Annotated in this window: 20 protein-coding genes; 4 read left to right on the top strand and 16 right to left on the bottom strand. The window is 69.1% G+C overall.

Annotated features, from left to right (window positions below):
• Window positions 1–7: 7 nt before the first annotated feature.
• From JQX13_RS08615 to JQX13_RS08650, 8 genes are all read right to left on the bottom strand, one after another.
• On the bottom strand, window positions 8–2,209 hold the full coding sequence (locus tag JQX13_RS08615; protein ID WP_203408564.1) for a patatin-like phospholipase family protein: 2,202 nt from the start codon (window positions 2,207–2,209) through the stop codon (window positions 8–10).
• A gap of 94 nt (window positions 2,210–2,303) precedes the next feature.
• A complete protein-coding gene (locus tag JQX13_RS08620) occupies window positions 2,304–2,885 on the bottom strand; it encodes a Uma2 family endonuclease (RefSeq protein WP_203408565.1) in 582 nt (193 codons plus the stop codon).
• A gap of 105 nt (window positions 2,886–2,990) precedes the next feature.
• The gene (locus JQX13_RS08625) at window positions 2,991–3,611 is read right to left on the bottom strand and encodes an HAD family hydrolase (RefSeq protein WP_239014621.1); all 621 of its coding nucleotides are present in this window, start codon (window positions 3,609–3,611) and stop codon (window positions 2,991–2,993) included.
• Window positions 3,611–3,991, bottom strand: a complete 381-nt coding sequence (gene trxA, locus JQX13_RS08630; RefSeq protein WP_203408566.1) for a thioredoxin — start codon at window positions 3,989–3,991, stop codon at window positions 3,611–3,613. The genes JQX13_RS08625 and trxA overlap by 1 nt, the downstream gene beginning before the upstream one ends.
• A 9-nt stretch (window positions 3,992–4,000) precedes the next feature.
• Window positions 4,001–4,324, bottom strand: coding sequence for an FKBP-type peptidyl-prolyl cis-trans isomerase (locus tag JQX13_RS08635; RefSeq protein WP_203408567.1), 324 nt, complete (start codon window positions 4,322–4,324; stop codon window positions 4,001–4,003).
• A gap of 139 nt (window positions 4,325–4,463) precedes the next feature.
• Complete coding sequence (locus JQX13_RS08640; protein ID WP_203408568.1) at window positions 4,464–5,501, bottom strand: hypothetical protein; 1,038 nt, start codon at window positions 5,499–5,501, stop codon at window positions 4,464–4,466.
• Window positions 5,502–6,026: 525 nt separating this feature from the next.
• Entirely contained in the window at window positions 6,027–7,916 is a 1,890-nt protein-coding gene (nadE, locus tag JQX13_RS08645) for an NAD(+) synthase (protein WP_203408569.1), read from the bottom strand.
• Window positions 7,917–8,012: 96 nt separating this feature from the next.
• On the bottom strand, window positions 8,013–8,672 hold the full coding sequence (locus tag JQX13_RS08650; protein WP_203408570.1) for an LON peptidase substrate-binding domain-containing protein: 660 nt from the start codon (window positions 8,670–8,672) through the stop codon (window positions 8,013–8,015).
• A 129-nt stretch (window positions 8,673–8,801) separates the two neighbouring features.
• On the opposite strand from JQX13_RS08650, the gene JQX13_RS08655 reads away from it, so the two are divergent.
• Entirely contained in the window at window positions 8,802–9,368 is a 567-nt protein-coding gene (locus tag JQX13_RS08655) for a YqaA family protein (RefSeq protein ID WP_203408571.1), read from the top strand.
• 19 nt (window positions 9,369–9,387) lie between these two features.
• Here the strand turns inward: JQX13_RS08655 and JQX13_RS08660 are convergent, their stop codons facing one another.
• A complete protein-coding gene (locus JQX13_RS08660) occupies window positions 9,388–11,742 on the bottom strand; it encodes an MASE1 domain-containing protein (RefSeq protein ID WP_239014622.1) in 2,355 nt (784 codons plus the stop codon).
• Window positions 11,743–12,002: 260 nt separating this feature from the next.
• On the opposite strand from JQX13_RS08660, the gene JQX13_RS08665 reads away from it, so the two are divergent.
• On the top strand, window positions 12,003–12,233 hold the full coding sequence (locus JQX13_RS08665; RefSeq protein ID WP_203408573.1) for a hypothetical protein: 231 nt from the start codon (window positions 12,003–12,005) through the stop codon (window positions 12,231–12,233).
• Here the strand turns inward: JQX13_RS08665 and JQX13_RS08670 are convergent.
• The 4 genes from JQX13_RS08670 to JQX13_RS08685 form a co-directional block, all read right to left on the bottom strand.
• Window positions 12,220–12,894 (bottom strand): HAD family hydrolase, encoded by a 675-nt coding sequence (locus tag JQX13_RS08670; protein WP_203408574.1) that lies wholly within the window; start codon window positions 12,892–12,894, stop codon window positions 12,220–12,222. The genes JQX13_RS08665 and JQX13_RS08670 overlap by 14 nt on opposite strands.
• A 95-nt stretch (window positions 12,895–12,989) precedes the next feature.
• Complete coding sequence (locus tag JQX13_RS08675) at window positions 12,990–13,577, bottom strand: ExbD/TolR family protein (RefSeq protein ID WP_203408575.1); 588 nt, start codon at window positions 13,575–13,577, stop codon at window positions 12,990–12,992.
• Between the two features lie 15 nt (window positions 13,578–13,592).
• Window positions 13,593–14,078 (bottom strand): ExbD/TolR family protein, encoded by a 486-nt coding sequence (locus JQX13_RS08680; protein ID WP_203408576.1) that lies wholly within the window; start codon window positions 14,076–14,078, stop codon window positions 13,593–13,595.
• Window positions 14,079–14,180: 102 nt separating this feature from the next.
• Window positions 14,181–14,924 (bottom strand): MotA/TolQ/ExbB proton channel family protein, encoded by a 744-nt coding sequence (locus JQX13_RS08685; protein ID WP_203408577.1) that lies wholly within the window; start codon window positions 14,922–14,924, stop codon window positions 14,181–14,183.
• A gap of 300 nt (window positions 14,925–15,224) precedes the next feature.
• Here JQX13_RS08685 and JQX13_RS08690 point away from each other — a divergent pair, with 300 nt between their 5' ends.
• Window positions 15,225–16,031, top strand: coding sequence for a general secretion pathway protein GspE (locus tag JQX13_RS08690; RefSeq protein WP_203408578.1), 807 nt, complete (start codon window positions 15,225–15,227; stop codon window positions 16,029–16,031).
• 70 nt (window positions 16,032–16,101) lie between these two features.
• Here the strand turns inward: JQX13_RS08690 and JQX13_RS08695 are convergent, their stop codons facing one another.
• Together JQX13_RS08695 and JQX13_RS08700 are read right to left on the bottom strand one after the other, a co-directional pair.
• The gene (locus JQX13_RS08695) at window positions 16,102–18,021 is read right to left on the bottom strand and encodes a sensor histidine kinase (RefSeq protein WP_203408579.1); all 1,920 of its coding nucleotides are present in this window, start codon (window positions 18,019–18,021) and stop codon (window positions 16,102–16,104) included.
• Entirely contained in the window at window positions 18,011–19,987 is a 1,977-nt protein-coding gene (locus JQX13_RS08700) for a PAS domain S-box protein (RefSeq protein ID WP_203408580.1), read from the bottom strand. Before JQX13_RS08700 ends, JQX13_RS08695 begins: the two co-directional genes overlap by 11 nt.
• 436 nt (window positions 19,988–20,423) lie before the next feature.
• On the opposite strand from JQX13_RS08700, the gene JQX13_RS08705 reads away from it, so the two are divergent.
• A complete protein-coding gene (locus JQX13_RS08705) occupies window positions 20,424–20,675 on the top strand; it encodes a dienelactone hydrolase family protein (protein ID WP_203408581.1) in 252 nt (83 codons plus the stop codon).
• Here the strand turns inward: JQX13_RS08705 and JQX13_RS08710 are convergent.
• Entirely contained in the window at window positions 20,638–23,148 is a 2,511-nt protein-coding gene (locus JQX13_RS08710; RefSeq protein ID WP_203408582.1) for a putative metal-binding motif-containing protein, read from the bottom strand. The genes JQX13_RS08705 and JQX13_RS08710 overlap by 38 nt on opposite strands.
• Between the last annotated feature and the right edge of the window lie 15 nt (window positions 23,149–23,163).

A 23,163-nucleotide genomic window follows, 5' to 3' on the forward strand; every position in this document is an offset into this window, starting at 1 on the left:
CTCCGGCTCACGGCATCAGCGCGCGCCCGCCAGGACACAGGCCGAGCGCGCTGGCCCGCTCCCGGGCCTCGGGGTCCGCGGTGAGCCACTCGCGGACGGCGTCCACCCGCGACTGCAGGGCGGGGCTGCTCGCCGCGCGCTCCAAGCGGGCCGTGTCGTGTGTCGTCAGCGCCCAGCTCAACGGCGCCGACTCGCTGAATTCGAAGATGGCGGTGGTGAAGAAGCACGGCTCACCCCCGTTCAGCTCGTCCTGCACCAGGCTCAGCAGCTCGTCGTTGCGGAAGGACATGCTGGACTCGCGCGCCCGTAGCACCGCCTCCACCGGCGACGTCAGTCCGCCCAGCAGCTCGCCCGCTCCGGCCGCCTGCAACTTCGTGCGACGGCCGTTGCCCAGGTGGTCGCGAATCTGGATGAGCACCACGCCCGAGGTGCACTCGCGCACCCACTCGCGATGCGTGTGGAGCCACAGCACCGCCAGGTCCACCCCGTAGTTGTCGTAGTAGCCCGCGTCCACCACCCGCACGCGCGGCGACGTGGGCAGCGCGCTCGCCGGGCTCACATAGGGGAACGACGCGCTCATCCGCGCCGCCGCCGCCACCGAGAACACCGGTTGCTTGTTCGGAAAGAGTTGGAAGAGCTGCACCCCGGACAGGGACAGCAGGGCGCGCTGGCCCTCGTGGGGCTCGTCGCCGTTGCGCTCCACCACCAACGTGCTCGCCTCGGAGGCCGTCAGCGCCGACAGGTCCAGGTTGCTCACCAGCAGCCGCCGCCCGTCCTCCACCAGCATCGGCGAGTACACCAGCGAGGGCAGCCAGCCCTCCGCCTCGCCCGCGCGCAACTCCTGGAAGGAGCGCCCCAGCAGGCCGCCCGTGTGATTCACCCAGGCCTGCTCCAGTGAGCGACCCCGGTTGTCGCCGAAGGGCAGCAGCAGCGCGATGGCCGCCGACGAGAGGCTGTCGCGTTGCATCATCTCCGTGAGCGCCACCGGGTCCGACAGGCCTTGTCGCTGGAGCCCCGCCACCCACGCGCCCGCCCCCACCATGCCGCCCGAGGCTCCGGTGACGAGGCGCACGTAGCGGTGGAAGCCCGGCACGCCGTCGGGGCCCTGGAGTTTGGAGAGCACGTGCGCCGTCCAGGCCGCCGCGCGGATGCCTCCGCCGCTCGTGGCCACCAGCGCCAACCGCGGTTTCGGCCCCGGCTCGCAGCGCATCGCCGTCCGCCCCGACATCTGCTGCGTCTCCCCTCGAGTGGACCACGCCACGCCCGGAGGAGGCTCCGTCCGCATCCGTGCCAGCCACGCGTCCAGCACCGCGTCATCCGCCAGCAGCCCCGCGTCTCGCGGAGACGCAAGGCTCGCGCTCGCGTACGCGGGAGGCTGGGGCAGGGACAGCTCGTCATAGAAGGACACGTCCGAGCACCCACGCCCGACGAACACGATCAGGACGCCCCCGACGATGAGCGCGCCCATGTGGTGCAACGGAAAGAAGAAACGGACGGCCCCGTAGACGGCTCCACACAGCCCGATCGCCGTGCAGATGACCACGGCCGGGGACACCCACCCGTGGTTGCCCGTGAAGGCCACGTGCGCGGCCACCAGCAGGTAGCCCAACACGAAGAGGGCCAGCAGCCCGGCCTGCAACACGTGCAGCACCATGATGTGCGTCGCGCGCCGGCTGAAGAGCAACACCTCGACGAGCCGCATCCACCGGTGGCGCCGCCGGTCCGACTCGTACCAGCGCTGCAGCCACTCGGCGCCGCGCGTGAGCAACAACATCACCCCCACCGCGGCCAGCACGCCGAAGAGGAAGGCGAAGTGCCGGTCGATGAGGCTCGGGATGCTCAGCAGCACCAGCCAGGCCGGATAGGTGCCGGTGCGGAAGAGGTACCAACGGATGGTGGGCGGCACCCCACCCGGCTTGCCCCGCCGGGGCGCCAGCGCCCACGGCTCGTCCGCGTCCAACAGGTAGCCGATGAAGCACAACTGCCCCAGCAGCATCGCCGCCATGAAGGCCGCGACGAACGTCACCCGCGGCACGTCATGGAAGAAGAGACTCGGCAGCCCCAGCGCCTCGAACGCGCCCCAGACGATGGACACCGGCAGCGCCTGGAGCACGAGCAGCAGCGGACAGCGGCCCAGCCACTCCACCAGGGGACGCAGCGGCTGCGACGTCTCGCCCCGCCACCAGGACCGGACCCGTTCCAACTCCATGCCCCGAGCCTGCCCCAGAAAGGCTCCGCTTGAAACGCGGAGCGGCTCGAATGTTCACCGCCCGGCTGGACTCAGGGCGAGCCACCGTCCTCGCTCAAGGCTCGGACCGGGCCTCTGGGAGCCAGAGCAACCCCAGCCCGAGCTCCACCGCGTCGAAGGGCTCGACGCGCACCGCCTCGTCCCCCGTGTACGTCGCAACGAGCAACCAGCCCTGGGCCTCGCGCCGGAGCACCTCCAGGGTGCGCGCGAGCGGATCCACGAGCCACACGTGGCCCACCCCCTCGCGATGATAGAGGGGCAACTTGCGTCCGCGATCCGTGGCCACGGTGGACGGAGAGAGCACCTCGCACAGCCAATCCGGTGCCACGGTCATGAAGGGCTCGTCGGGCGCGGGCGGCCTCGGCAGACGCTCCCGGCGCCAGCCGGCGAGGTCCGGAACCAGCACATCGCGACCGAGGTGTATCTCCGGTTCGTCGAAGAGCCACCAACCGCCGGGGCCTCCTCTTCCCAGGTCGAAGGGACCCCCCAACTCCGTACCGAGCACCGACGTCACCCGGGCATGGCCCATCGCGGGTCTCGGAGAGGCCACCAGTTCGTCGGCGATGATCTCCCCCACCCACCCTACTGGCAGCACCTCGATGTCCTCGTAGGTCGCTGGCTTCTTCCCCTTCCCCATCTCCGCTCCTCCTCCCCGGAAAACGTCCGGAGCGGCCTCCGGACTTTCCGCCGGGCACCTACAGTGTGAGCGGCATCAAGCGCCAGGGGAAGCGCCACCACCGGTTCAACCCGGGATGCGTGCATCCGCGAAGCGCAAGAGCTCGCCCAGCCGCTCGATGCGCGCGTCCCCGTCCAGTCCCAACCCGACGAAGCGCACGCCCGCGGCCCCGGCCGCGCCCCGGTCGAAACGCGAGTCGCCCACCATGAGGGCAGCACCCGGCGCCACACCCAACCGGCCGAGCGCGTAATGCACCAGGTCCGGTGCCGGCTTCGCGTTCGCCACCAGGTCCGAGCACGCCAGCACCTCGAAGTAGTCGAGCAGGCGCGCGGCCCCGAGCAGCGTCCGGGCCAGGGCGGAGACCGAGTTGGTCACCACCGCGCGCCGCACGCCACGCGAGGCCAGGGCCTCCAGCAGCTCACGCGCGTCCGGATTCACCCACACCTCGCCCGCGTGGCGCGGCAGGTGCTCCACGTAGAAGGCATCGAGCTCGGCGGGGGTGCAGCGCAGGCCGAAGACGCGCACGTCCTCGGCCGTGCCCTGCCCGAAGGTGGGCGCGAACTCCTCGCGCGTCACCGGACTGCCCCGGAAGCGCCGTCCCGCGTCTTCCAATACCCTCAGCCAGGCCTCCTCGCTGCGCACGAGGACGCCATCCATGTCGAAGAGAATGGCGTTCGGAACCATCATCAGGCCTGCGGCTCCTGCTCCTTCTTGCGCTTCTCGATCTCCCGGCGCACCTCGTCCATGTCGAGCGCGCGCACCTTGCCGATGAGCTCCTCCAACACCGGCGCCGGCAGCGCCCCGGCCTGCTCGAAGAGCATGATGCCGTCACGGAAGATCATCAGCGTGGGGATGGAGCGGATCTGGAACATGCCGGAGAGCTCCGGCTGCGCGTCCGTGTCGATCTTCCCGAAGGTGATGTCCGCGTGCTTCTCGGAAGCCTTCTCGTAGACGGGCGCGAAGGCCCGGCATGGGCCGCACCACGCCGCCCACCAGTCGAGCATCACGATGCCCTGCTTGGACACCGTGGACTCGAAGTTCTCCTTGCCGATTTCCATCGTGGCCATGGGGGCCTCCTAACGAACCGCCAGCAGTTCCACTTCGAAGACGAGCGTGGAGTTGGGGGGAATCACGGGCGGAAAGCCACCCGGGCCGTAGCCCAGCTCCGGCGGGATGGTGAGCTTGCGCACGCCGCCAACCTTCATGCCCGCCACGCCCTGGTCCCAGCCCTTGATGACGCGGCCCGCGCCGAGCGGGAAGGTGAAGCCCTCGTTGCGGTCACGGCTGCTGTCGAACTTCGAACCGTTGGTGAGCGTGCCCACGTAGTGCACCGTCACCGTCTTCCCCGGAGTCGCCTCGGCGCCCGTCCCCACCTTCAGGTCTTCCACCTTCAAGCTCATGAACCGTCTCCCGTGAAAGCCGTCACCTTAACGCGCCAGCCCCGTGCGCGCTGCCCTCTCGAAAGGAAAAACGCGGCGCGGTGCCCACTCATCGAGGCACCGCGCCGCTGGACTGTCATACCGCCATCACACGCACCACTCAGAAGGTACCGCCGAGGTTGATGGTGCCGTTGTAGCTACCGGTGATGGCATCACCCTGGTCCACACCCGCCGCGAAGTCGTCGGCGATGAGGAAGTTGTAGTTGACGCGCGCGTCGGCGGTGAAGTCACCGATGTGCGTGCGCAGACCCACGCCCACCGGGACGCGCGAGTTGGTGTCGTCGCTGAAGCCGAGCGCCTCGCCGTTGCGGATGTTGTACCAGTTCATGCCGAAGCCACCGAGCACGTAGGGCTGGATGGGGGCCGCGGTGAGGCCGAGGGTGAGGTTGGCCACGGCGCCGTTGCGCACGATGTCCGGGCCGGTGCCGCCCACGTCCGCGTCCAGGTTGTTCACCGCGCCGCTGTAGCCGAGCTCGAGGCCGAACACCTTGCTGGGCCGCAGGGCCGCCGTCACGCCCGCGGTCGCGCCGGGGTTGATCTCCGGAGCCAACCCGCCGGTGTAGCCCTCCACGCCGCCGCCGATGAACACGGACAGGCCGCGCATGTCGCCCTTATCCTGCCCCTGATCCTGCGGCTGCGCGTCGTAGCCGGAACCACCGAAGGCCTGATCATCCGGAACGGGGGCGACGTCGACACCGCCCACGCCCACGTCGTAGTCGCGCTGCAGGGAGGACTGCTGGTCGCCGTGGCTCAGCCCGCTCCCGCCCGTGGACTGCTGGTTCACCGGAGTGCAGTAGAGCGTCACACCGCCCTGGCCCTGCATGGGGATGCCGGGTCTGGCCTGCTGCAGGCCCTGGCTCTGGCCCGCCTGGCCCGAGCCGCCGAAGGCATCCTGGTTCACATCGCCCGAGAGGCCCTGATCACCGGAGCCACCCACGCCCTGGTCCTGGAGGCCCGAGCCGGGTACGGGCGCGACATCCTGTTGGTCGAGGATGACGGCGTCATCCTGACCGGAGCCGCCGATGTTGTCCGGCGATTGCTGCTCGCTACCGAGGTTCGATTCGTCCACATCCTGAGCCATCGCAGCCCCGCCGTAGATGAGCGCCGTCACGAGGCCCGCCAGAATTTTCACTTTCATCCGTACCCTCCGTCAGGTGACTGACGGAAACTTCGTTACCGGGAGAACATCCGGCAAGGCACGGCTCAAACCCTCACATGTGCCGGGACCCCGCTCGGGAAGCACCCAGCCGGGCGAGGGCGGATGGCGCGGGCACGCGGCATGACACAGATTAGGGAGTCCGTGATGACCATGCACATGACATCACGGGAGTTGCGGCAGCGCTTGGACGCAGCAAGGAGTGCGCAGCCAGGAAGTGCGCAGCGAATCCCCGGAAGGCACCCACGCACAAGCACACTTCGCCGAGAGCGAGCGTGTCCTCCGCGATGCGGTCGAAGTCTCCGGAGAGGAGGCCTCGGCCCTCATCGAGCTGGCACATTTCCTCAGATACCGTTCGGGACGCACCAGACGAAGCGCAACCCCTGTTCGAGGAGGCCGCTCGCCGCGCATCCAAGATGTTGGAGGAATCGTGGGCGGGGTTGATCCGAAGCAGTCGGGTTCGCCAGGCAGTGCGCGGCACGCTGAGTACCGCGCACCACCAACGAGTCACCCGCGTGTCCAGTCGCTACTCGTCACGACGGGGAGCTGCAACGCGCGCTCGCGGTCCAGGTCCAGGTTGCCGATGTGCAGCGACAGCGGAGCCTGCACCCACTTGTAGATGGACTGGAGGAAGAGCCGGGTGAACTTCTCCACGTAGCCTTGCAGCCGCGCGCGCTCCACCTCGGGGAACATGGCCTCCAGCGCGATGAGCATCTCCGCGGGCACCATCTTCTCGCCGGCGAACAGGTAGAAGCAGGCATCCAGGATGGGGAAGGGCATCAGCTCCTCCTCGCCCACCTGGTTGTGCGCCAGCTCCGGCCCGGCCGGCTTGGCCAGCACCTTGCGGATGCCCTCGTAACCCGTCTTCTCCAGCAGGTAGTCCAGCAGGTACATGACGACCGTCTTGGGCACGTTGGCGATGACGGCCAGCGCGCCCATGAGATCTCCACCCGTGGTGGTGTAGCCCACGGCGCGCTCGCTCATGTTGCCCGTCTGCAGGAAGAGGCCACCGCTGGAGTTGGACCAGTTCCACATGCGCTGGGCGCGCAGGCGGGCCTGGACGTTCTGCTCGGTGATGGGCGTCACCTCGCCACCCGCGAGCATGGTGCGCGCGATGGCCAGCTCGCGCTCGAAGGCCTCCTCGATGGGGACCACCTGGAAGGGCACGCCCAGGTCCCGGGCGATGGTCTCCGCGGCGTCGCGGGTGGCGTCGCTGGAGTAGCGGCTGGGCATGTAGAAGGCGCGCAGCAGGCTGCCCGGGTTGTCCGGCCGTACGCGCTTCGCGTAGCGATGGGCGATGAGCAGGGTCAGCAGCGAGTCGCGCCCACCGGACAGCGCGATGCCGATGACCTTGAAGGCGCGATTCTTCTCGAAGTAGTCGCCGACCCCCAGCGAGAGCGCGTCGAGGATGTCCTCGCACAACGCCTCCCGGGGCGAGCGGCGCGTGTCGGGACCCGGGAGGAAGAAGCTGCGGTGCGCGGGCACCGGATAGCGCAGCTTCTCGCGCCGGCTGGTGAAGGCGCTCGAGCACTCGATGGTGGGCACCAGCTCGCCGCCCTCGCGCAGCCACGACTCACGGTCGCTGCGCCAGGTGGTGTTCTCCGCGCGCAGGCGCAGGGTCCGGTCCAGGTCCACCACGGCCGCGGCGAAGCCCTCCTGGAAGCGCGGCTCCTCCAGCACGGGCTTGCCGTTCTGGTAGATGAAGCCACCTCCGTCGAAGATGATGCCGTCGTTGCTCCCCAGCGCGTTGGAGTAGGCGATGGTGCACTGGTGGTCCGACGCGCGGGTGGCGAGCACCTCGCGCCGGGTGTCCCCGTGGCCCACGCGGAAGGGCGAGGCGGACAGGTTCACCACCAGCTCCGCGCCCGAGTAGGTGCGCCGGCGCATGGGGACATCCGCGCTCCAGATGTCCTCACATACCTCGGGGGCGATGAGGCCGAAGTCGAAGCGGAAGAGGTAGTCGCCGAAGGGGATGCCCCGGAACTCCTCGCGCATGCCGGGGGCGCCGCGGGAGAAGGTACGCCCCTCGTAGAAGATGTTGTAGGTGGGCAGCTTCTCCTTGGGCACCAGGCCGAGGATCCTCCCCCCGGCCACGAGCGCGGCGCAGTTGTAGCGCAGGCCCTGGTGATTCACCGCCACGCCCAGGAGGAACAGGGTGGGCAGCGAGGCCGTCTCGCGAGCGAAGCGCTCGAGCTGGGGCCACTGGTGGTCGACGAAGCCCTGCCACTGCACCAGATCCTCGGGGGGATAGCCGCCGATGAGCTGCTCCTGGAAGACGCCCACGGTGACCTCGTCGGCGGCCATCCGGCGCGCTACGTCGAGCGCCTTGTCCACGTTCCGGGCGAAGGCGCCCACGGTGGTGTTGACGCTGGCGAGCCCAATCTTCACGAGCCGCATGAAAGGTGTTCCTCCGGGTATGAGGCGCGGGCAGACGCCCCCTGGGGGGCGGCGCGCATGGAATTCAACAGGGCTGCGATGTGAACGCCACCGAGATTAATTCAAGGGTCCGACGGGCTTCACCGGACTGAGGCGGGCGATGAGCTCGCCCACGTCGTCCAGCACCGCCTCGAGCCGCGCGCGCACGTCCAGCTCGCACAGCAGCTCCTGGCGCCGCTCCGGCTCGGGGATGACGGCGGCGGCCACCACGTCCGCCAGGGCGCCCCCCTGGGTGCGGGCCACCACCGGCAGGAGGTTCTCCGCGAAGGAGGCCGGCACACGTCCCGCCAGCTCGAAGACGGCCTGCCGCAACCGCTCCTCCTCGGGCCCCTGGTAGACGGGGTCCGGCAGCAGCTGCACGCGCGTCTCGCGGTACAGCTTCTCGGAGGGCAGCTCGGCGAGGAGGCGGGCGCGCGCCACGCCCTGCAAGAGGATGTTGTAGCGCCCGTCCGGCAGCTCCTCGTGCCAGATGATGAGCCCGGCGCACATCATCGGCAGCATGGGCGGCCGCTCACCGTACTGGCCCTCCCACCCGGGCTCCAGCTGGGCGAGCGCCATCACCTTGTCCCCGGCCAGCGCGTCGCGCACCAGGGCGCGGTAGCGCGGTTCGAAGATGTGCAGGGGCAGGGCCGCATGCGGGAAGAGGACCGCGGAGGGCAGCGGGAAGACCTTGAGCGCCTGGGTTGTACGCTCGATACGTTCGAGAGCCGTCGTCATGGAGGGAAGCACCGTAACCCGGTAATAGCGATCGGGTGAACGTGGCGCATCCCCAGCCGCCAGGCAGACGTAGGCCCGGGGACTCGAGGCTGGTAAAGTCCCCCCATTCCGCTAGGGTGCGCGCCCGAAATGACCGACCCCATGCCCGTGGCCGCTCCTCCGGCCAAGCTTTCCTGGTACCGCCGGCTCTACCTGCGCGTGGAAGCGCTCTCCTCCACGAAGCATGCCGTGGCCGCGATGCTCCTGGTGTCCGTGGTGGACGGCTCGGTGTTCCCGATTCCACCCTTCGCGCTGCTCGTGCCCATGGTGCTCGCGCAGCCGAAGAAGTGGTTCCGCTATGCACTGCTGGGCACGGTGGCCAGCATCTTCGGCGGCTTCATCGGGTACTACCTGGGAGACCTGCTCCGCCAGGGCGCCGTCAGCTTCCTGCACATCGACCTGAACATGCGCATCCAGCGCTTCGGCATCGACGCGACGCTGGGCGAGCTGCTGGGGCAGAACTTCTGGGCGCTCGCGCTGCTGTGCTCCGTGCTGCCCACCCCGTTCAAGGTGGTGGCCATCGGCAGCGGCATGGTGGGCGTGCCGCTGGACCGCTTCTTCCTGGCGGCGGTGCTGGGGCGCTCGGTGCGCTTCTTCGCGGTGTCGGGCGTGATGCGCTTCTTCGGACCCACCGCCCGCAAGTGGCTGCGCGTCTGAGGCGGACCTCCGGGGCGCCTCAGGCCGCGGTTTCGGCCAGCGCCTCGTCGATGGTGGCCAGCAGCTCGTCGGGCCGCACCGGCTTCTCCAATATCCGGTTGCGCACCGAGCGGACGAAGTCGCGCGTGGCCTGGGTGTAGGCCCCTCCGGAGATGAAGACGAGCCGCTCGGCCATCTCCGGCACGTGCGCGCGCAGGTGCGAGTAGACGTCCATCCCCGTCGTCCCCGGCATCTGCAAATCACACAGCACCAGATCGAAGCGCTGGCCCTCGCCCACCCACGCCAGGGCCTCGGCGCCGCGCGTGGTGACGAACACGTCGTGTGAGGGCTCGATGAGCATGCGCATGGACTGCGCCAGGCGTGGCTCGTCGTCGATGATGAGGATGCGCCGGCGCGGAGGGTGCGCGGGCTCGGGGGTGGGCGCCACGGACACGGGAGCCGGAACGAACTCCTGCTCGGCGGCGGGCAGGAGCACGGTGAAGACGGAGCCCTTGCCCTCCTCGCTGCGCACCCGCAGCTCGCCGCCGTGGGCCTGGACGATCTGCTGGCAGATGGCGAGCCCCAACCCGGTGCCCTCTCCGGACGACTTGGTGGTGAAGAACGGGTCGAAGATCCGCGCCTGTACGGTGGGGGACATGCCACAGCCCGTGTCCGACACTTCCACCAGGGCACGGCCCGCGGCGTCGCTGCCGGTGCGCACGCGCACCTCGTGTTTCTCCGGATTCCCCTCGGGGATGGCCTGCAGCGCGTTGACGAGCAGGTTGAGCATCACCTGCCCGAGCCGCGCCTCGCTGCCCATCACCCGGGGCGGATGGCCGAAATCCTCCACCAGGCGGGCACGCGGGCGCACCGCGTGGGCCGCCATTCGCAGCGCGGGGACCACCACTTCGTTGACGTCCAGCATGGCGCGCTCCTCCCCTGCCTGTCGGCTGAACACCTTCAAATCGCGCACGATGACGCGGATGCGCTCCGCGCCCTCGCGGGCACACTCCAACCGGGCCCGGGCCTCGGCCAGGCCCTCCGGCCCCCGCTTCAGGCCCTGCTCCGCGCCCTCGAGGTTCAGCACCAGGTAGGCGAGCGGGTTGTTGATTTCGTGCCCCACGCCCGCGGCCAGCGTGCCCACCGCGGCGATGCGCTCGGCGGACACCAGCTTCGCCTGGAGCTGCTTCTGCGTGGTGACATCCCGGTGGGTGGCCACGAAGTGCGCCACCCGGCCCCTCGCGTCGCGCACCGGGGACAGCTGCATCTCGCTGTACACCCGCGAGCCGTCCTTGTGCGCCAGCACCACCTCGCCCCGGAAGAAGCCCCCCTCGCGCAGCGCCTTCTCCATCCCCTGCACCGCCTCCGGCTCCATCCCGGTCCCACACAGCTGCCAGGGCGTGCGCCCCACCAGCTCCTCGTACCGCCAACCCACCATCTCCTGGAAGGACTCGTTGGCGAACACCAGACTCGCCTCCTCGCCCGGACGCACCTCGCAGATGAGCACGCCCTCGCGCACGCCACGCACGGCGGTGGCCAGCAACTCCAGCTGTGCGTTGGCGGTGCCCCGCTCGGCGCGCGTCGCCGCCAGCAGCAGGCCGGTGAAGGCGACGGCGGCCAGGAAGAGCTGCAGCTCCAGCAGGTCCACCGCCGGCCCGTGGGTCGTCGAGATGAACGGGCCATGGCCCGCGATGGTGCCCCAGATGGACACCGCCGCGATGAGGAGGGTGGAGAGCGCCGCACCGTGAGACCCGAAGCGCAACGCCGCCCAGACGACCAGGGGAAAGAGGAGGAACACCTGCGCGTAGGACACCGGAGGCCCCTGGCGGCATCCACTGAACGACCACAGGCCCACCGCGAGGATGAGCACCGTCAGCACCAGCGCCTCACGCCAGCGCGGCTCCGGGTGCCGCCGGGACAGCAGCAGCACCGCCGGCCCCACCACCAGCGCGCCCATGCCGTTGCCCAGCCACCACACCCAGGCCGTGAGGACGAATCCACCCGAGAGGGGCTGTCCGGACAGCACGAGGCCCAACATCCCCATCAGGACGCTGGCCAACGTACACGTGGCCGCCGCGGTGGTGAACGCCAGCACGTCCTGGGTGCGAGCCAGCGTGGGAGAAAAACCGAGGCGCCTCAGCAGCAGCACCCCCAGCACCGCCTCCAGTGTGTTGCCAAGGCCAATGGCCAGCGCGGCCGTCAACGGCAGGCCGCCGAACCCCATGTTGGCGGCAATAGCCGCCACGAAGACGGCCGGCCAGCGCGACATCCCGAGGAGATAGAGGCCCGCCAGCGACACCCCCGTGGCGGGCCACACCGGGCTCACCACGCTGATGGTCGCCTGCGTCAGACCCAGGCAGGCCGTGACGAAATACACGACCGCCAACACGAGCATCTCGGCGAGACCCCTGGGGTCATACCCGGAAGAACGGTCGAGGTGCTGTGGATGCGACTGAATGGTGGTTCCCCCCGAGTACCCACTGACCCGCCAGCGGCACGGACGCGTCATGCTATCCCGCCCCGCGCGCGCGGAAAACGCTCTCCCTGCCCGCCTGTCCGCCCACCCGACAGATGAACGCCGTGAATTCCACCCTTGTTCCAAGGATGCAATGGCCTGGCGCCAGCCTCGTAGGGAGGGGCAAGGAGGTCGAACACATGTCCCGCCCTGGAATTGCCGCCGTGCTGTCGTTCTTCATCCCCGGATTGGGTCAGATCTACAACGGAGACATCCTCCGGGGTCTCTTCTGGCTCATCATCACGCCGGGCTTCTGGCTGGGCTCCGGCGGCCTGCTCGGTTGGGTGTGCCACTTCATCGCGGCGGCCACCGCGCACAGCCGCGCCGAGGACAAGGAGAAGGCGAGGAGCTTCCCCGTCAAGGTCGTGTAACGGAGCGGCGAGCGCCGACGAGGGCCTGGAGCAGCTCGTCCGCCGTCCGGGCGAGCACCCGGGCCCCATGCGTCTGGAGCTCCTCCACGACGCGGAAGCCCCAGGTGACACCCACGCCATACATGCCGGCGGCGCGCGCGGTCTCCATGTCCACCCCCGTGTCCCCGATGAAGGCGCAGTCCCCGGGCTCCACGCCCAGCTCGGCCGCGATGCCGAGCGCCGCCGTGGGGTCCGGCTTGCGAGGCACCCCGGCACGCTCGCCGTAGACGGCGCCGAAGCGCACGTCCGGCAGCAGCTCCGCCACCAGACGCCGGGTGGCCGCATCGGGCTTGTTGCTCAACACCGCCAGCTTCACTCCCTCGTCCGCCAACCGGGCGAGCACCTCGGGGATGCCGGGGAAGGGCCGGGTGTGATCCCTCATGTGCTCGGCGTAGAAGGCACGGTAGGTGGCCAGCACCGGAGCGTGCAGTTCCGCCCGGTCCACGGGGACGGCGCGGGACACCAGCACCTGGACACCCTCACCCACGAAGTGGCGGTAGGCGGCCAACGGGTGGACGGGCAGGCCCTGGCTTTCGAGCGCGTGGTTCATCGCCGCGCCAATGTCGTGCAGCGAGTCCAACAGCGTCCCATCCAGGTCGAAGATCGCGGCGCGCAGGTGCATGTGCATGTCCCCTGGAAACACCAACGCCCCGGCCCGGACAAGCTCCGGGGCGCGGGGCGCGGGCTTTTCGGGCGCAACGCCCGAGGTGAGGCCTGTTACGGGGTGGCGGCGGCCGTGGACTCGCCACCAGCGCCCGCCTCGCCCTTCTGGAGGGTGGCGAAGTTGATGTTGTTGTAGCCGGCGCTGGCGCAGCTGAACATCACCCGCTTGATGATGGAGAACTCCACGTCCTTGTGGGCCTGGATGTTCACGTCACCCTTGAAGGTGTTGGTGGTGTCCTGGGCCATGGCGTGGAGGTCCTCGAACTGCTTCTTCATGTCCCGCAGCTTCTCCTCCAGCGCGGGGATGTTGAGGTACTCCTCCTTCACCAGATCCTGCACCCGGCCGACGACGGTGCCGGAGATGGAGACTTCCTCTCCCGACACCATCACCACGGGGTGCATCTCCACCTCCTTGACGTTGCTCGCCTCGGGGAGCTGGATGTCCTTGGTCATCATCAGCACCTCGCCCGTCGCCGAGAAGTTGGCGATGAGGAAGAGCACGATGATCACGAACATGTCGACCAGCGGCGTGATGAGCACGTCCGCGTTGCCGCCGTGCTTGCCGTGGTGCGCGCCGTGGCCGAACACCTTCGAGTGCTGCAGGCGCTTGCAGTACCGCTTACCGGGAGCCTTGATGGGCATGGTCGCGTCTCTTTCCTAACCCATGATGGCGGACACCGAGACCTGGGGCAGGCCGGCGCCGATGCACTGGTCGATGATGCGCACCAGGTCGTCGTACTTGACCTTGTCCTCGGTCTGCAGCGTGATGGCCGACTGGTCCGGGAACTGGGCCTTGAGTTCCTTGAACCGGGCCAGCAACGGCGCCAGGTCCAGCTTGCCGTTGCCGCCGCGCTTGGCCTCGATGGCCGGGAACTCGCTCTGGTCGGCGACCAGGCGCAGCTCCGTGGGCGTGACGAACAGGGTGAGCTGGACCGTCTTGGTCTGCTCCTCCTGCTTCTGCTCGTCCTCGGTGGCCGGGCCTCCGGCCTGAGCCACCTGGAGCCGGCCAATCTGGGTCCAGACCGCCGTCATGATGAGGAAGCTGATGGTCACCGCCATCAGGTCGATGAAGGGGGTGAGGTTGATGGCAACGTCGAGCGACTTCTTGCCTTTGCCTCCCCCCAGGTCCATTCCGCCGGCCATGGAGCTCTCCTTCCGACCGCGCTTGGTACGACGTTCAATGAAGAAGGGCGCGCGTCAAACCCACCGACACCGCGCCCCGTTTCCGGGTTCCGAAAGGAGCGACTACTCCTCGTCGTGACGGCCGGCCGCCGCGGAGACCGTGGCGTTCTTGAACTTGTCGCGGTTGTTGACGATCAGGTTGAGGACGGCGACGCTCGTCTCGTTGATGTCGTTGACGATGGAGGTGGCGCGGCCCGAGAGGATGGAGAAGGCCACGACGGCGGGAATGGCCGTGAGCAGACCGAAGCCGGTGCAGTTCATGGCTTCGGAAATACCGTTGGCGAGAATGGTCGCCTTGTCGGCCGGGTTCACGTTGGCCACGGCCTCGAAGCAGGCGATCAGACCGGACACCGTACCGAGCAGACCGGCGAGCATCGCCGCGTTGCCGAGCATGGCGAGGTAACCGGTGCGGGCCTCGATCTTCGGCGTCTCACGCAGGCTGGCCTCGTCGAGCGCGGCCTGGACCTCTTCCTCGCCCTTGGGAACGTTCATCAGGCCGGCCTTGATGACCTGAGTGAGCGGCGTCTGCTTCTGGCCGGCCACGTAGTTGATGGCCTTGTCCAGGTCACCGGCGTAGATGTGCTTCTTCAGGCCGCGCAGGAACGCGTCCTTGTTGATGGCCGCCTTGCCGAACAGAACGATACCGCGCTCGATCATGATGGCCAGCGCAAACACCAGGCAGACGGCGATGGGGTACATACCCCACTGACCCGCCTCCCAGCGCTTGGCGACTTCCTCGAAGAAGCCGCGCTCGGGGCCTCCGGCGTTGGCGAGGATGGTCAGATTCGTCAAAAACCCCGTGTTCATTGCTTTATGGCCTCCAGAGAGGGGCGTGCCCGACGTGGCGGGCCTTGCCTTCCAGGTAGTTCCCCATGCGGACTCCCACATGGCTTGCCGCCCGGGATTGGCATGAATGGACGCCGGACTTTAGGAACGGCATCTCATGGGTGTCAAGGCACGGCCAGTGCTCTTAGTTGCTGAAATCTCATGAGAATTTTGTGATCAGACACTGATAGGCCGGCAGGTGTGATGGCGGACGGACAGTTCCCACCGTGATGGGTCGCCTGCTTGACGACATCCGGGGGTGGGGCTAAGGGCGGCCGGATCATGGCTCGAAAGCGGATCGGCGAGCTGCTCCTGGAGAGGGGGGCGATCACCGCGGCCCAGTTGGAAGCGGCGCTCCACGCGCAACAGCGGACCCATCAGCGGCTGGGGGCCGCGCTGGTGTCGCTGGGCGCCATCACCGAGAAGACCCTGGCCCACGCGCTCAGCGAGGCCCTGGGCGTGCCGGTGATGGATCTGACGGCCCGGACCCCGGACTGGAGCGCCATCCACCTGCTGCGCCCGCGCTTCTGCGAGCAGCACGAGCTGTTCCCCGTGGCCCTGGAGACCCTGGGCGGGCGCCGGCTGCTGGTGGTGGCCATGGCCGACCCGCTCGACTCCGCCGCCATCCAGGAGATGGAGTTCACCACCGGCCTCAAGGTGAGCCCGCGCGTGGCGCCCCTGTCCACCGTGCGCGCCGCCATCCAGCGCTACTACCACCGGGCCCCCGCGGCTCCGGAGCCCGTCCCCGAGGCGAACGAGGACGACGTCGAGGAGATCATCGTCGGCGAGGAGCTGCCCCCCGGGGAGCACACCCGCCGCGTCTCGCTCGAGGAGCTCATCCAGCAGCGCGAGCAGCAACGGCGCCGCAGGAGGGATCAGTCCCGGCCCTCCGCGGCGAAGCGCGCCGGCGACATCAGCGCCGAGCTGGACTCGCTGTTCGGCGACGTGTTGCCCGCCGCCCCCGTGGCGGAGGACCCGGTGGAGGAGCTGGAACGCAAGTTCTGGGCCCTCATGCGCATCATGGCGCGCAAGGGACTCCTCACCAAGGAGGATTTCACCCGCGAGCTGGACGACGGATCCGAGGGTTGACCCGCAGGTGTGGGCCGGGGGGCGAGATACCCTCACCCCGTCCCTCTCCCGGGGGGAGAGGGTGGGGGGCTCAGTCCGCGAGCGGTAGACGCACGGTGAAGGTCGTGCCCTGGCCCAGCGCGCTCTCCACGCGCAGCTGGCCCCCGTGCTTCTCCACGATGCGCTGCACGATGGAGAGCCCCAGCCCCGTTCCCCTCCCCTCCATCTTCGTGGTGAAGAAGGGCTCGAAGATGCGTGAGAGGTTCGCCGGGTCGATGCCACTACCGGTGTCCTTGACCCACACCACCGCCTCGCGCCCCTCGCGCCGCGTCCGCAGGCATATCTGCCCCCCCGGCTGCATCGCATGGCATGCGTTGGTGATGAGGTTGACGAACACCTGCTCCAGGTTGGCCGGCACCGCCGACAGCGGCGGTAGCTCCCCGTAGTCGCGCTCCACCTTCACCCTGGCCTGCGTCACCACGTGCTCGCAGTAGCCCAGGGCCCTGTCCAGAAGCGCGTTGAGCTGCACCCGCTCCGGCTTGTCCTTCGCCGGCCGCGCGTACGACGTCAGATCCCTCGTGAAGCGGAGGATCCGCTGGCCACTCTCCAGTATCTTCCGCAGCTTCTCCGCGTCCGCCGCCCCCGCGCTCCCCATCATCATGGCGCGTTGCAGCAGCGACTCCGCGCTCATCACCACGGCCGTCATCGGGTTGTTGATTTCATGCGCCACGCTCGCCGCGAGCTGCCCCATGGAGGCCAGCTTCTCCGCGTGGATGACCCGCTGCTCCAGCTGCTCCACCACCGTGACGTCCTGCCCGATGGCCATGACACCCTCCACCTCCCCCTGGGAGGTGAGCGCCGAGGAGGTGGCGAACGAGACGCGCGCCTCGCCCGTGCGCGTGAGCAGCCGCAGCTCGAAGTTGGGCACCGGCTCGCCCCGCAGGGCCGCCGCCAGCACCGAGGCCAGCCGCAGGTGCTCGTCCTCGGGCACCAGCGTGAAGACGTCCTGCCCCAGCACCTCTTCCTTGGCGAAGCCCGTGAGGCGGCTGATGGCCTGGTTGAAGACGACCACCTTCTTGTCCCGGTTGGCCACCAGGATGAGCGCGTTGGCCTTCTCCAGCAGCTCCTCCAGGTACTTGCGCACGAACGTCAGCTCGTCGATGAGCTTGGCGTTCTTCACCGCCACCGCCACCTGGTTGGCCAGCTGCACCAGCACCCGCTCGTCCTGCGCCAGGTCCACGTCCTCGCGCAGCGTGGCGGGGTACTCCAGGTTGATGACGCCGTAGAGCTGCCCGCTGGCCACCAGCGGCGCGCTCACCCCACCCGTGCTGCTCTCGAAGAGCAGCGGCACCTGCGCGGCCACCACCACCCTGCCCTCCGGGATGGCGTCCGCCGAAAGGTGCAGCTTGCCCACCGCGCTGCGCTTGAGCACCAGCGGCTCGCGTGAGCCCTCCTTCAGCCGGCCCTCGGCATAGAGGCTCGTCAGCACGCCGGTGCGCGCGTCGATGATGCGGATGCAGAAGGTCCGCCCGGGGAACAGCTCCTTCACCCCGCGGGCCACCGCCGCCACCAGCTCCTCCTCGCTGCCCGCCTCGGCGACGCTGCGGCCCAGGTCCAACAGCACACCCTCGGTGCGCGCCTGCTCCAGCAGCGCCTGCTCCACCACCACCAGCTGGCCGCGCATCAGCTCCGACTCGCGCCGACCCACCACCGAGACACACGCCCCCCGCCGCGCCAGCTCCATCACCACCACGCCCCCCTGCGGCAGCGGCACCTCCACCACGCACGAGGCCCCGTCGTCGGGAACCCGCGCCCCCGACAGCGACTCCATCATCTGCTCCACCGTCAGCCCATGGTCGAAGCAGAAACGCGCGAAGGCGGTGTTGCCCAGCTGCAGCCGCAGCCCCGTGTCGCAAAGCGCCGAGGGCAGCTCCACCGTTTCGAAGAAGGCTCGGAAGTCCTCGGCCGAGGGCCCCTCGGGCAAGGACACGCGACGCGACTCAGTCGTCATGGGAGCTGGCTTTGTCGAGGTCCAGGATCTGCTGGGACCCCATGTAGGCTTTCGTCTCGTAACGGGTGATACGACCAATCTTCCGGACGATCTCCGCCATGCGCTCGGCCTCACGGTAGATGATGTCCACGGGCTTGTAGGACGAGTCCTCCTCCTTGAGCCTGCGCTTGAGCAACTCCGCGTAGCCCATCACCGAGGTGAGGGGCTGGTTGAGCTCGTGGGCGGCGGTGCCGGCCAGCGCGACGATGACGGCGTTCTTCTCGCTCTCCTCCAGGCGGTTCTCCACGTCCGACAGCTTGCGCTCCAGCTCCATGCGGTCGCGCAGGTCCGTGAAGATGCCCACACTGGCCACCTCGCGGCCTCCCTCGTAGATGATGGAGGCCGTCATGTTCACCGGCACCAGCTGTCCCAGCCGGTTGACGACGTCCTGGCGGCACACCGACAGCCGGCCGCGCCCGCCGAAGTCCGGACTGCGCAGCTGACGCATGATGCCGCGAGCCACCCCGGGCGGGTAGAGCTGGTTCACGTGCATGCCGCCCAGCGCCTGCTGCGCGGTGTAGCCGAAGAGGGCCTCGGCTCCCTTGTTGAAGAGGATGACGTGGCCCCTCATGTCCGCGGAGACGATGGCGTCCACCGAGGAGTCGATGAGCCGCTCCAGGAAGTCCTTGGTGTGGTGCAGCTCGTCGGCCAACTGGCGCGCCTGCGTCACGTCCCGGAAGGAGAGGATGATGGCACGGCGGCCATCCTCCAGCGGGGCCGCGGAGAAGCTCAACGTGAGACGCCGGCCCCCGGGGGCGCGCACCATCATGTCCACGTCCGAGCGGGACTCGCCGCGCCGGGCCGCCGTCACCAACTCCATCAGCACCGTCTCGTCCAGCGGGTGCGTCACCTCCACCAGGTGGCGGCCATACGCGGACTCGGAGGGCGTCTCCAGGATGGACTCGCCCGCGGGGTTGAGGCTGAGCACGCACGCCCGGTCATCGAGGATGGCCACGCCCTCGCGCACGTTGGCGAAGAAGAGGTGGTACGTCTCCAGCGAGGCGGCCTTGGCCTCGGCGGCGATGCGCGCCGACATCTCGCGCTCGGTCTGCCCACGCACCGACTGCAGCAACGAGGCGTTGCGCAGCGCCACCGCCGTGGCGTGCGCCACCGTGTTGAGGAAGTCGAGCTCGTGCGGGGCGAAGGTGCGCCGGTCTCCTCCCGAGGCGCGCAGCAGCAGCACCCCGCGCACCTCGCCCCGGATGTGCAGGGGCAGCGCCGCGAGCGTGTGGATGCCCCGCGCGGCCACCTCGTTCTGCACGCCCTCCAGCAGCGGGTGGTTGGAGGCGTCCTCCACGACGACGGACCTGCCCGTGCGCGCCGCCTCGCGGACCTCCGGGTAGCGCTCCAGGTCGATGCGCGTGTCCTCCAGGCCGGGAGCGTCGCTGGCCGCCACCACCCGGGCTCCCTCCCCGTTGCGGTCCAACATCACCAGCGCGGCCCGGCCAATGCCGAGCCGCTCGGCGAGCCTGCGGGTGACGTCGTGCAGGAGCGCCTCCACGTCGAGGCTCTCGGCGTAGTCCGCGGTGAGCTCCACCAGCAGCGACAGGTCCTGCTGCCGCCGCATGAGCTCCTGGCGCTCGCGGTGCCGCTCGGCGACGCGGCGCAGCCTCCAGGCGAGCTCGTACGGCGCGCCCCCAGCGGTCATCACCTCCGCGGGCTTCAGGGACTCCAGCGTGGCGAAGGCGGCTTCCGTCGGCTCCACCAGGGCCACCAGGGAGAGCCGGGCCCCCGCGGGCGTGGCGAGCAGCGCCGAGAGCGCGGAGGACCCCTCCGGCGCCGTGAGGTCCACCAGTCCGATGGTGGCCTGCTCCGGCGTCTCCACCACGCGCAATCCCGCCTGGGCCGAGGCACGAGCGAGCGGCTCGCGCTCGGCCGAGGCCGCGGGTACCAGGAGGACGCCAAGGAGAGGCTCGTGGAGGGACACGCCCGGGACTCTACCCCGGCTTCCGCCTCAGGGGCAGTCGGACACCCGCGCGCTCCTGTCCAGTGGAGAACCGCCGACGTCCGGCCCGAGCAACTTTTCCACCGGGCGTGCGTCCCAACCAGCCGGTGGCTCCGGGGGACGGGAACCCGCAAGACGAACGCCCCGGCCCTGAGGGCCGAGGCGTCCGGGAAGAACCCATGATGGAGCGCCATCGTCGTGTCCTCCCATCCATCGTTCTTGCTCCTTCTGACGGAGCTCCCGCGGATCGATTCAATCCGCGGCACGCCCCCACCGGGCCGGCTCGTGCGACACTGCGCTCGATGGGAATGGGACTCCGCTTGAGGGCCTGCGGTGGAGCCTGTCTGACGCTGGCGTTCCTCCTGCCCGCCAGCTCCAAGCTGCGCCCATTCCAGACCCACACAGGGAGATTGTGCACATGGCGGGACAGGCGAAGCTGACCTCGGCGAACGGAGCGGAGCTCCCGGGCAACCCGAGGGCGGCCGAGGGCGGTACCAGCCGCGGCGCGGTGGTCAGCATCCACGAGTGGTGGGGCCTCACGGACCACATTCGCGGCGTGGCGGACCGGCTGGCCCGCGAGGGCTTCACCACGTTCGCTCCGGACCTCTACCGGGGCAAGGTGACTGTGCCGATTACGGGCAGCGTCCGTCCTTCGTGTACGCCGGGCTGATGAGGCTCACCGCGTCGACGGAGCAGCTCGTCACGCCTCGCAGCAGGATGCGGCCGGCGGCACCACCGCCACCACCGCCAGCGCCATAATCCCCCCGACCATTGCCACCATTGGTTGGACTGAGAGCCCCCGCGGCCCCCTGCCCACCATCGCCTCCGTAATCCCCGCCACCAGCGCCACCCAGGGCTCGCGTGTTGCCAGACGTGCTCCCGTCGGACCCGTTGCGCCCGTTGTAGGACGTCGATCCGAAAATACTCGCGCCCTCGCCTCCCCCTCCCCCGTTCGCGGTGAGAATGGCGGGAGCTTCGACGACGACCTGGTCGGCTTCGAGCACCAGCATTCCCCCGCTCCCGCCACCTCCACCACTCGCCGTCTTGGAGTTGGCGGCAGTGCCGCCCTTGCCCCCCGCTCCACTGACGGTCACCACATTCCGCAGGGTCAGCCTGCCCGCCACCGAGAGCTGCAACGACCCACCGCCCGCGCCTCCCACGCCAGGGGTCGTTGGGTTGGGACCGACGCCATCGCCGCCCTGGCAGCCACCGAGCAATGGAGAGAATCCGCTCGCGGCGACGCCACCGCCCCAACCACCGGTCACCCCATCCTCATTGGTGCCACCGTCGCCACCCTTCGTCGCGAAGCCGCCACCCCCACTCCCGCTCCCATCATCACCCGTGACGAAGCCCTGCGCCCCCGTCCGTCCATCGCACCGCACCCCACTCCCCGCGCCCACCTGCGTCTCCGAGAGGACCGAGTTGGCGCGAATCTCGTTGTTCAACGTGGCGTCGCCATACACCGCCAGGATGACCGGGCGCGATCCCACCACCCGCAGAGGCGCGTTCACGTTCAGGTTGCGGACCGGAATCACCACATAGTCGGCGGAGGTCGTCGTGGGCGTGGGTGTGACGAAGCTGCATCCCGACGTCGTCCACGTCCGCGCCGTGGAATCGAAGGTGGCACTGCACGCGATGTTCAGGTCCTCGAGGGTGTTGTGGGTCGCGATGTCCGCCGGGTTGAAGTTGTTCGTGACGGCGTACCTGAACCACTGGCACGTCCCATCCTGCAGACACGTCCCCGTGTTTCCGGCCTCGTGACACACCTTGCCCACCTTCGTGGTGTCCACCGTGAACTGACACGAACCATCGGCGGCACAGGAGCCGCCCGTCTTGCACTCGTTCGGCGGCGGGCAGTAGTCCGTGCTGATGCAGGACCCCGAGCCATTGCACTTGTCCGAGGTGCAGGCCCGGCCGTCGCTGCAGGGCGAATCATTGGGCAGGGGGCCGTACTCGCACACGCCCGACGTGGTGTTGCAGGCTCCCGGGCTCGCATAGCACTGGTTCGGCGGCGTGTTGCACGGCTTCGGCGTACCCGCGCACGTCCCGTTTCCATCGCACTTGTCGTTGTCGGTGCAGATCTTGCCGTCGTCGCAGGTCACCGTCGCGGGCTGCGGGGTGTAGCTGCACGCGCCCGTCGAGGCATTGCAGGTGCCCGTGTTCACGTAGCAGGAGTTCGGCGGCGTGTTGCACATCTTCGGCGTGCCCCCGCACGTCCCATTTCCATCGCACCTGTCGTTGTCGGTGCAGAGATTGCGGTCGTCGCAGGTCGCCGTCGCGGGCAGGGGGGCGTATTCGCACGCGCCACCCTTCTCGGCATTACAGGTGCCCGCGGTCGTGTAACAGGAGTTCGGCGGCGCGTTACACACCTTCGGCGTGCCCTGGCACACGCCCTCCGCGGAGCACTTGTCCCCGGTGGTGCACGCGTTCTCGTCGTTACAGCTCACGTTGGGGGTGATCGAATAGACACACGTTCCCGTGCCGCACGACCCCGCGCCCTGGCACGTCCCCGGATTGTCGCAGGCGGTGTCGCAGCAGATGCCCGCCACGCAGTGGCCCGAGCCGCACATCTCATCGCCCGTGCAGGCCGAGCCGTTGCAATCCGCCTTCCCGTCGCAATTGACGTCGGTGTTGAGGCTGCCCTTTCCATCACACACGGCCCGGGCATCGGGATTCACGCTGGCATCGCCATCGTTGCAGTCCGTGCCACGAATGGCGCTGTCGCTCCCGGTGGTGGCGGCATGGCCGTCCTTGTCCTCGTCCTGGGCCAACAGCTCGAGCGTCGCCGGCACGCTCCCCTTGGCGGGCAGTGTCACCGCCGAGCCCAGGCGGCGTGTCTCGATGGCGGCGCCGCTGCAGTCCGGCGTGGCGTAGGAGGCCACCTCCACCTGGAGCTGCTCGCTCCACTTCTTCTCGCGGTACACGGCGACGATCAGCGTCCGATCCTCGTCCGAGGCCAGCTTGGCGCGCTGGATGAACTCGTCACTCTTGCGCTCGGGGGCCGCTGCATCCTCGGCGGTCACCCGGAGGCAGAGCGGGGTATAGCCCCGATACGTAATGGTGAGGGCCACCGCGCTGTCCGTCACCTTGTTCGAACAGGCGGCGAGGAGCAGGACACAACCGATGATCCACGCGCGACGCATGGCTGGAGAGGATAC

Origin of the sequence: Archangium violaceum (assembly GCF_016859125.1) — a bacterium.
Classification (GTDB): Bacteria; Myxococcota; Myxococcia; order Myxococcales; family Myxococcaceae; genus Archangium; species Archangium violaceum_A.

Coding starts and splice junctions, on each gene's coding strand:
- JQX13_RS08615 (WP_203408564.1), bottom strand. CDS start 2,209: ATGGAGTTGGAACGGGTCCGGTCCTGGTGGCGGGGCGAGACGTCGCAG.
- JQX13_RS08620 (WP_203408565.1), bottom strand. CDS start 2,885: ATGGGGAAGGGGAAGAAGCCAGCGACCTACGAGGACATCGAGGTGCTG.
- JQX13_RS08625 (WP_239014621.1), bottom strand. CDS start 3,611: ATGATGGTTCCGAACGCCATTCTCTTCGACATGGATGGCGTCCTCGTG.
- trxA (WP_203408566.1), bottom strand. CDS start 3,991: ATGGCCACGATGGAAATCGGCAAGGAGAACTTCGAGTCCACGGTGTCC.
- JQX13_RS08635 (WP_203408567.1), bottom strand. CDS start 4,324: ATGAGCTTGAAGGTGGAAGACCTGAAGGTGGGGACGGGCGCCGAGGCG.
- JQX13_RS08640 (WP_203408568.1), bottom strand. CDS start 5,501: ATGAAAGTGAAAATTCTGGCGGGCCTCGTGACGGCGCTCATCTACGGC.
- nadE (WP_203408569.1), bottom strand. CDS start 7,916: ATGCGGCTCGTGAAGATTGGGCTCGCCAGCGTCAACACCACCGTGGGC.
- JQX13_RS08650 (WP_203408570.1), bottom strand. CDS start 8,672: ATGACGACGGCTCTCGAACGTATCGAGCGTACAACCCAGGCGCTCAAG.
- JQX13_RS08655 (WP_203408571.1), top strand. CDS start 8,802: ATGACCGACCCCATGCCCGTGGCCGCTCCTCCGGCCAAGCTTTCCTGG.
- JQX13_RS08660 (WP_239014622.1), bottom strand. CDS start 11,742: ATGCTCGTGTTGGCGGTCGTGTATTTCGTCACGGCCTGCCTGGGTCTG.
- JQX13_RS08665 (WP_203408573.1), top strand. CDS start 12,003: ATGTCCCGCCCTGGAATTGCCGCCGTGCTGTCGTTCTTCATCCCCGGA.
- JQX13_RS08670 (WP_203408574.1), bottom strand. CDS start 12,894: ATGCACCTGCGCGCCGCGATCTTCGACCTGGATGGGACGCTGTTGGAC.
- JQX13_RS08675 (WP_203408575.1), bottom strand. CDS start 13,577: ATGCCCATCAAGGCTCCCGGTAAGCGGTACTGCAAGCGCCTGCAGCAC.
- JQX13_RS08680 (WP_203408576.1), bottom strand. CDS start 14,078: ATGGCCGGCGGAATGGACCTGGGGGGAGGCAAAGGCAAGAAGTCGCTC.
- JQX13_RS08685 (WP_203408577.1), bottom strand. CDS start 14,924: ATGAACACGGGGTTTTTGACGAATCTGACCATCCTCGCCAACGCCGGA.
- JQX13_RS08690 (WP_203408578.1), top strand. CDS start 15,225: ATGGCTCGAAAGCGGATCGGCGAGCTGCTCCTGGAGAGGGGGGCGATC.
- JQX13_RS08695 (WP_203408579.1), bottom strand. CDS start 18,021: ATGACGACTGAGTCGCGTCGCGTGTCCTTGCCCGAGGGGCCCTCGGCC.
- JQX13_RS08705 (WP_203408581.1), top strand. CDS start 20,424: ATGGCGGGACAGGCGAAGCTGACCTCGGCGAACGGAGCGGAGCTCCCG.
- JQX13_RS08710 (WP_203408582.1), bottom strand. CDS start 23,148: ATGCGTCGCGCGTGGATCATCGGTTGTGTCCTGCTCCTCGCCGCCTGT.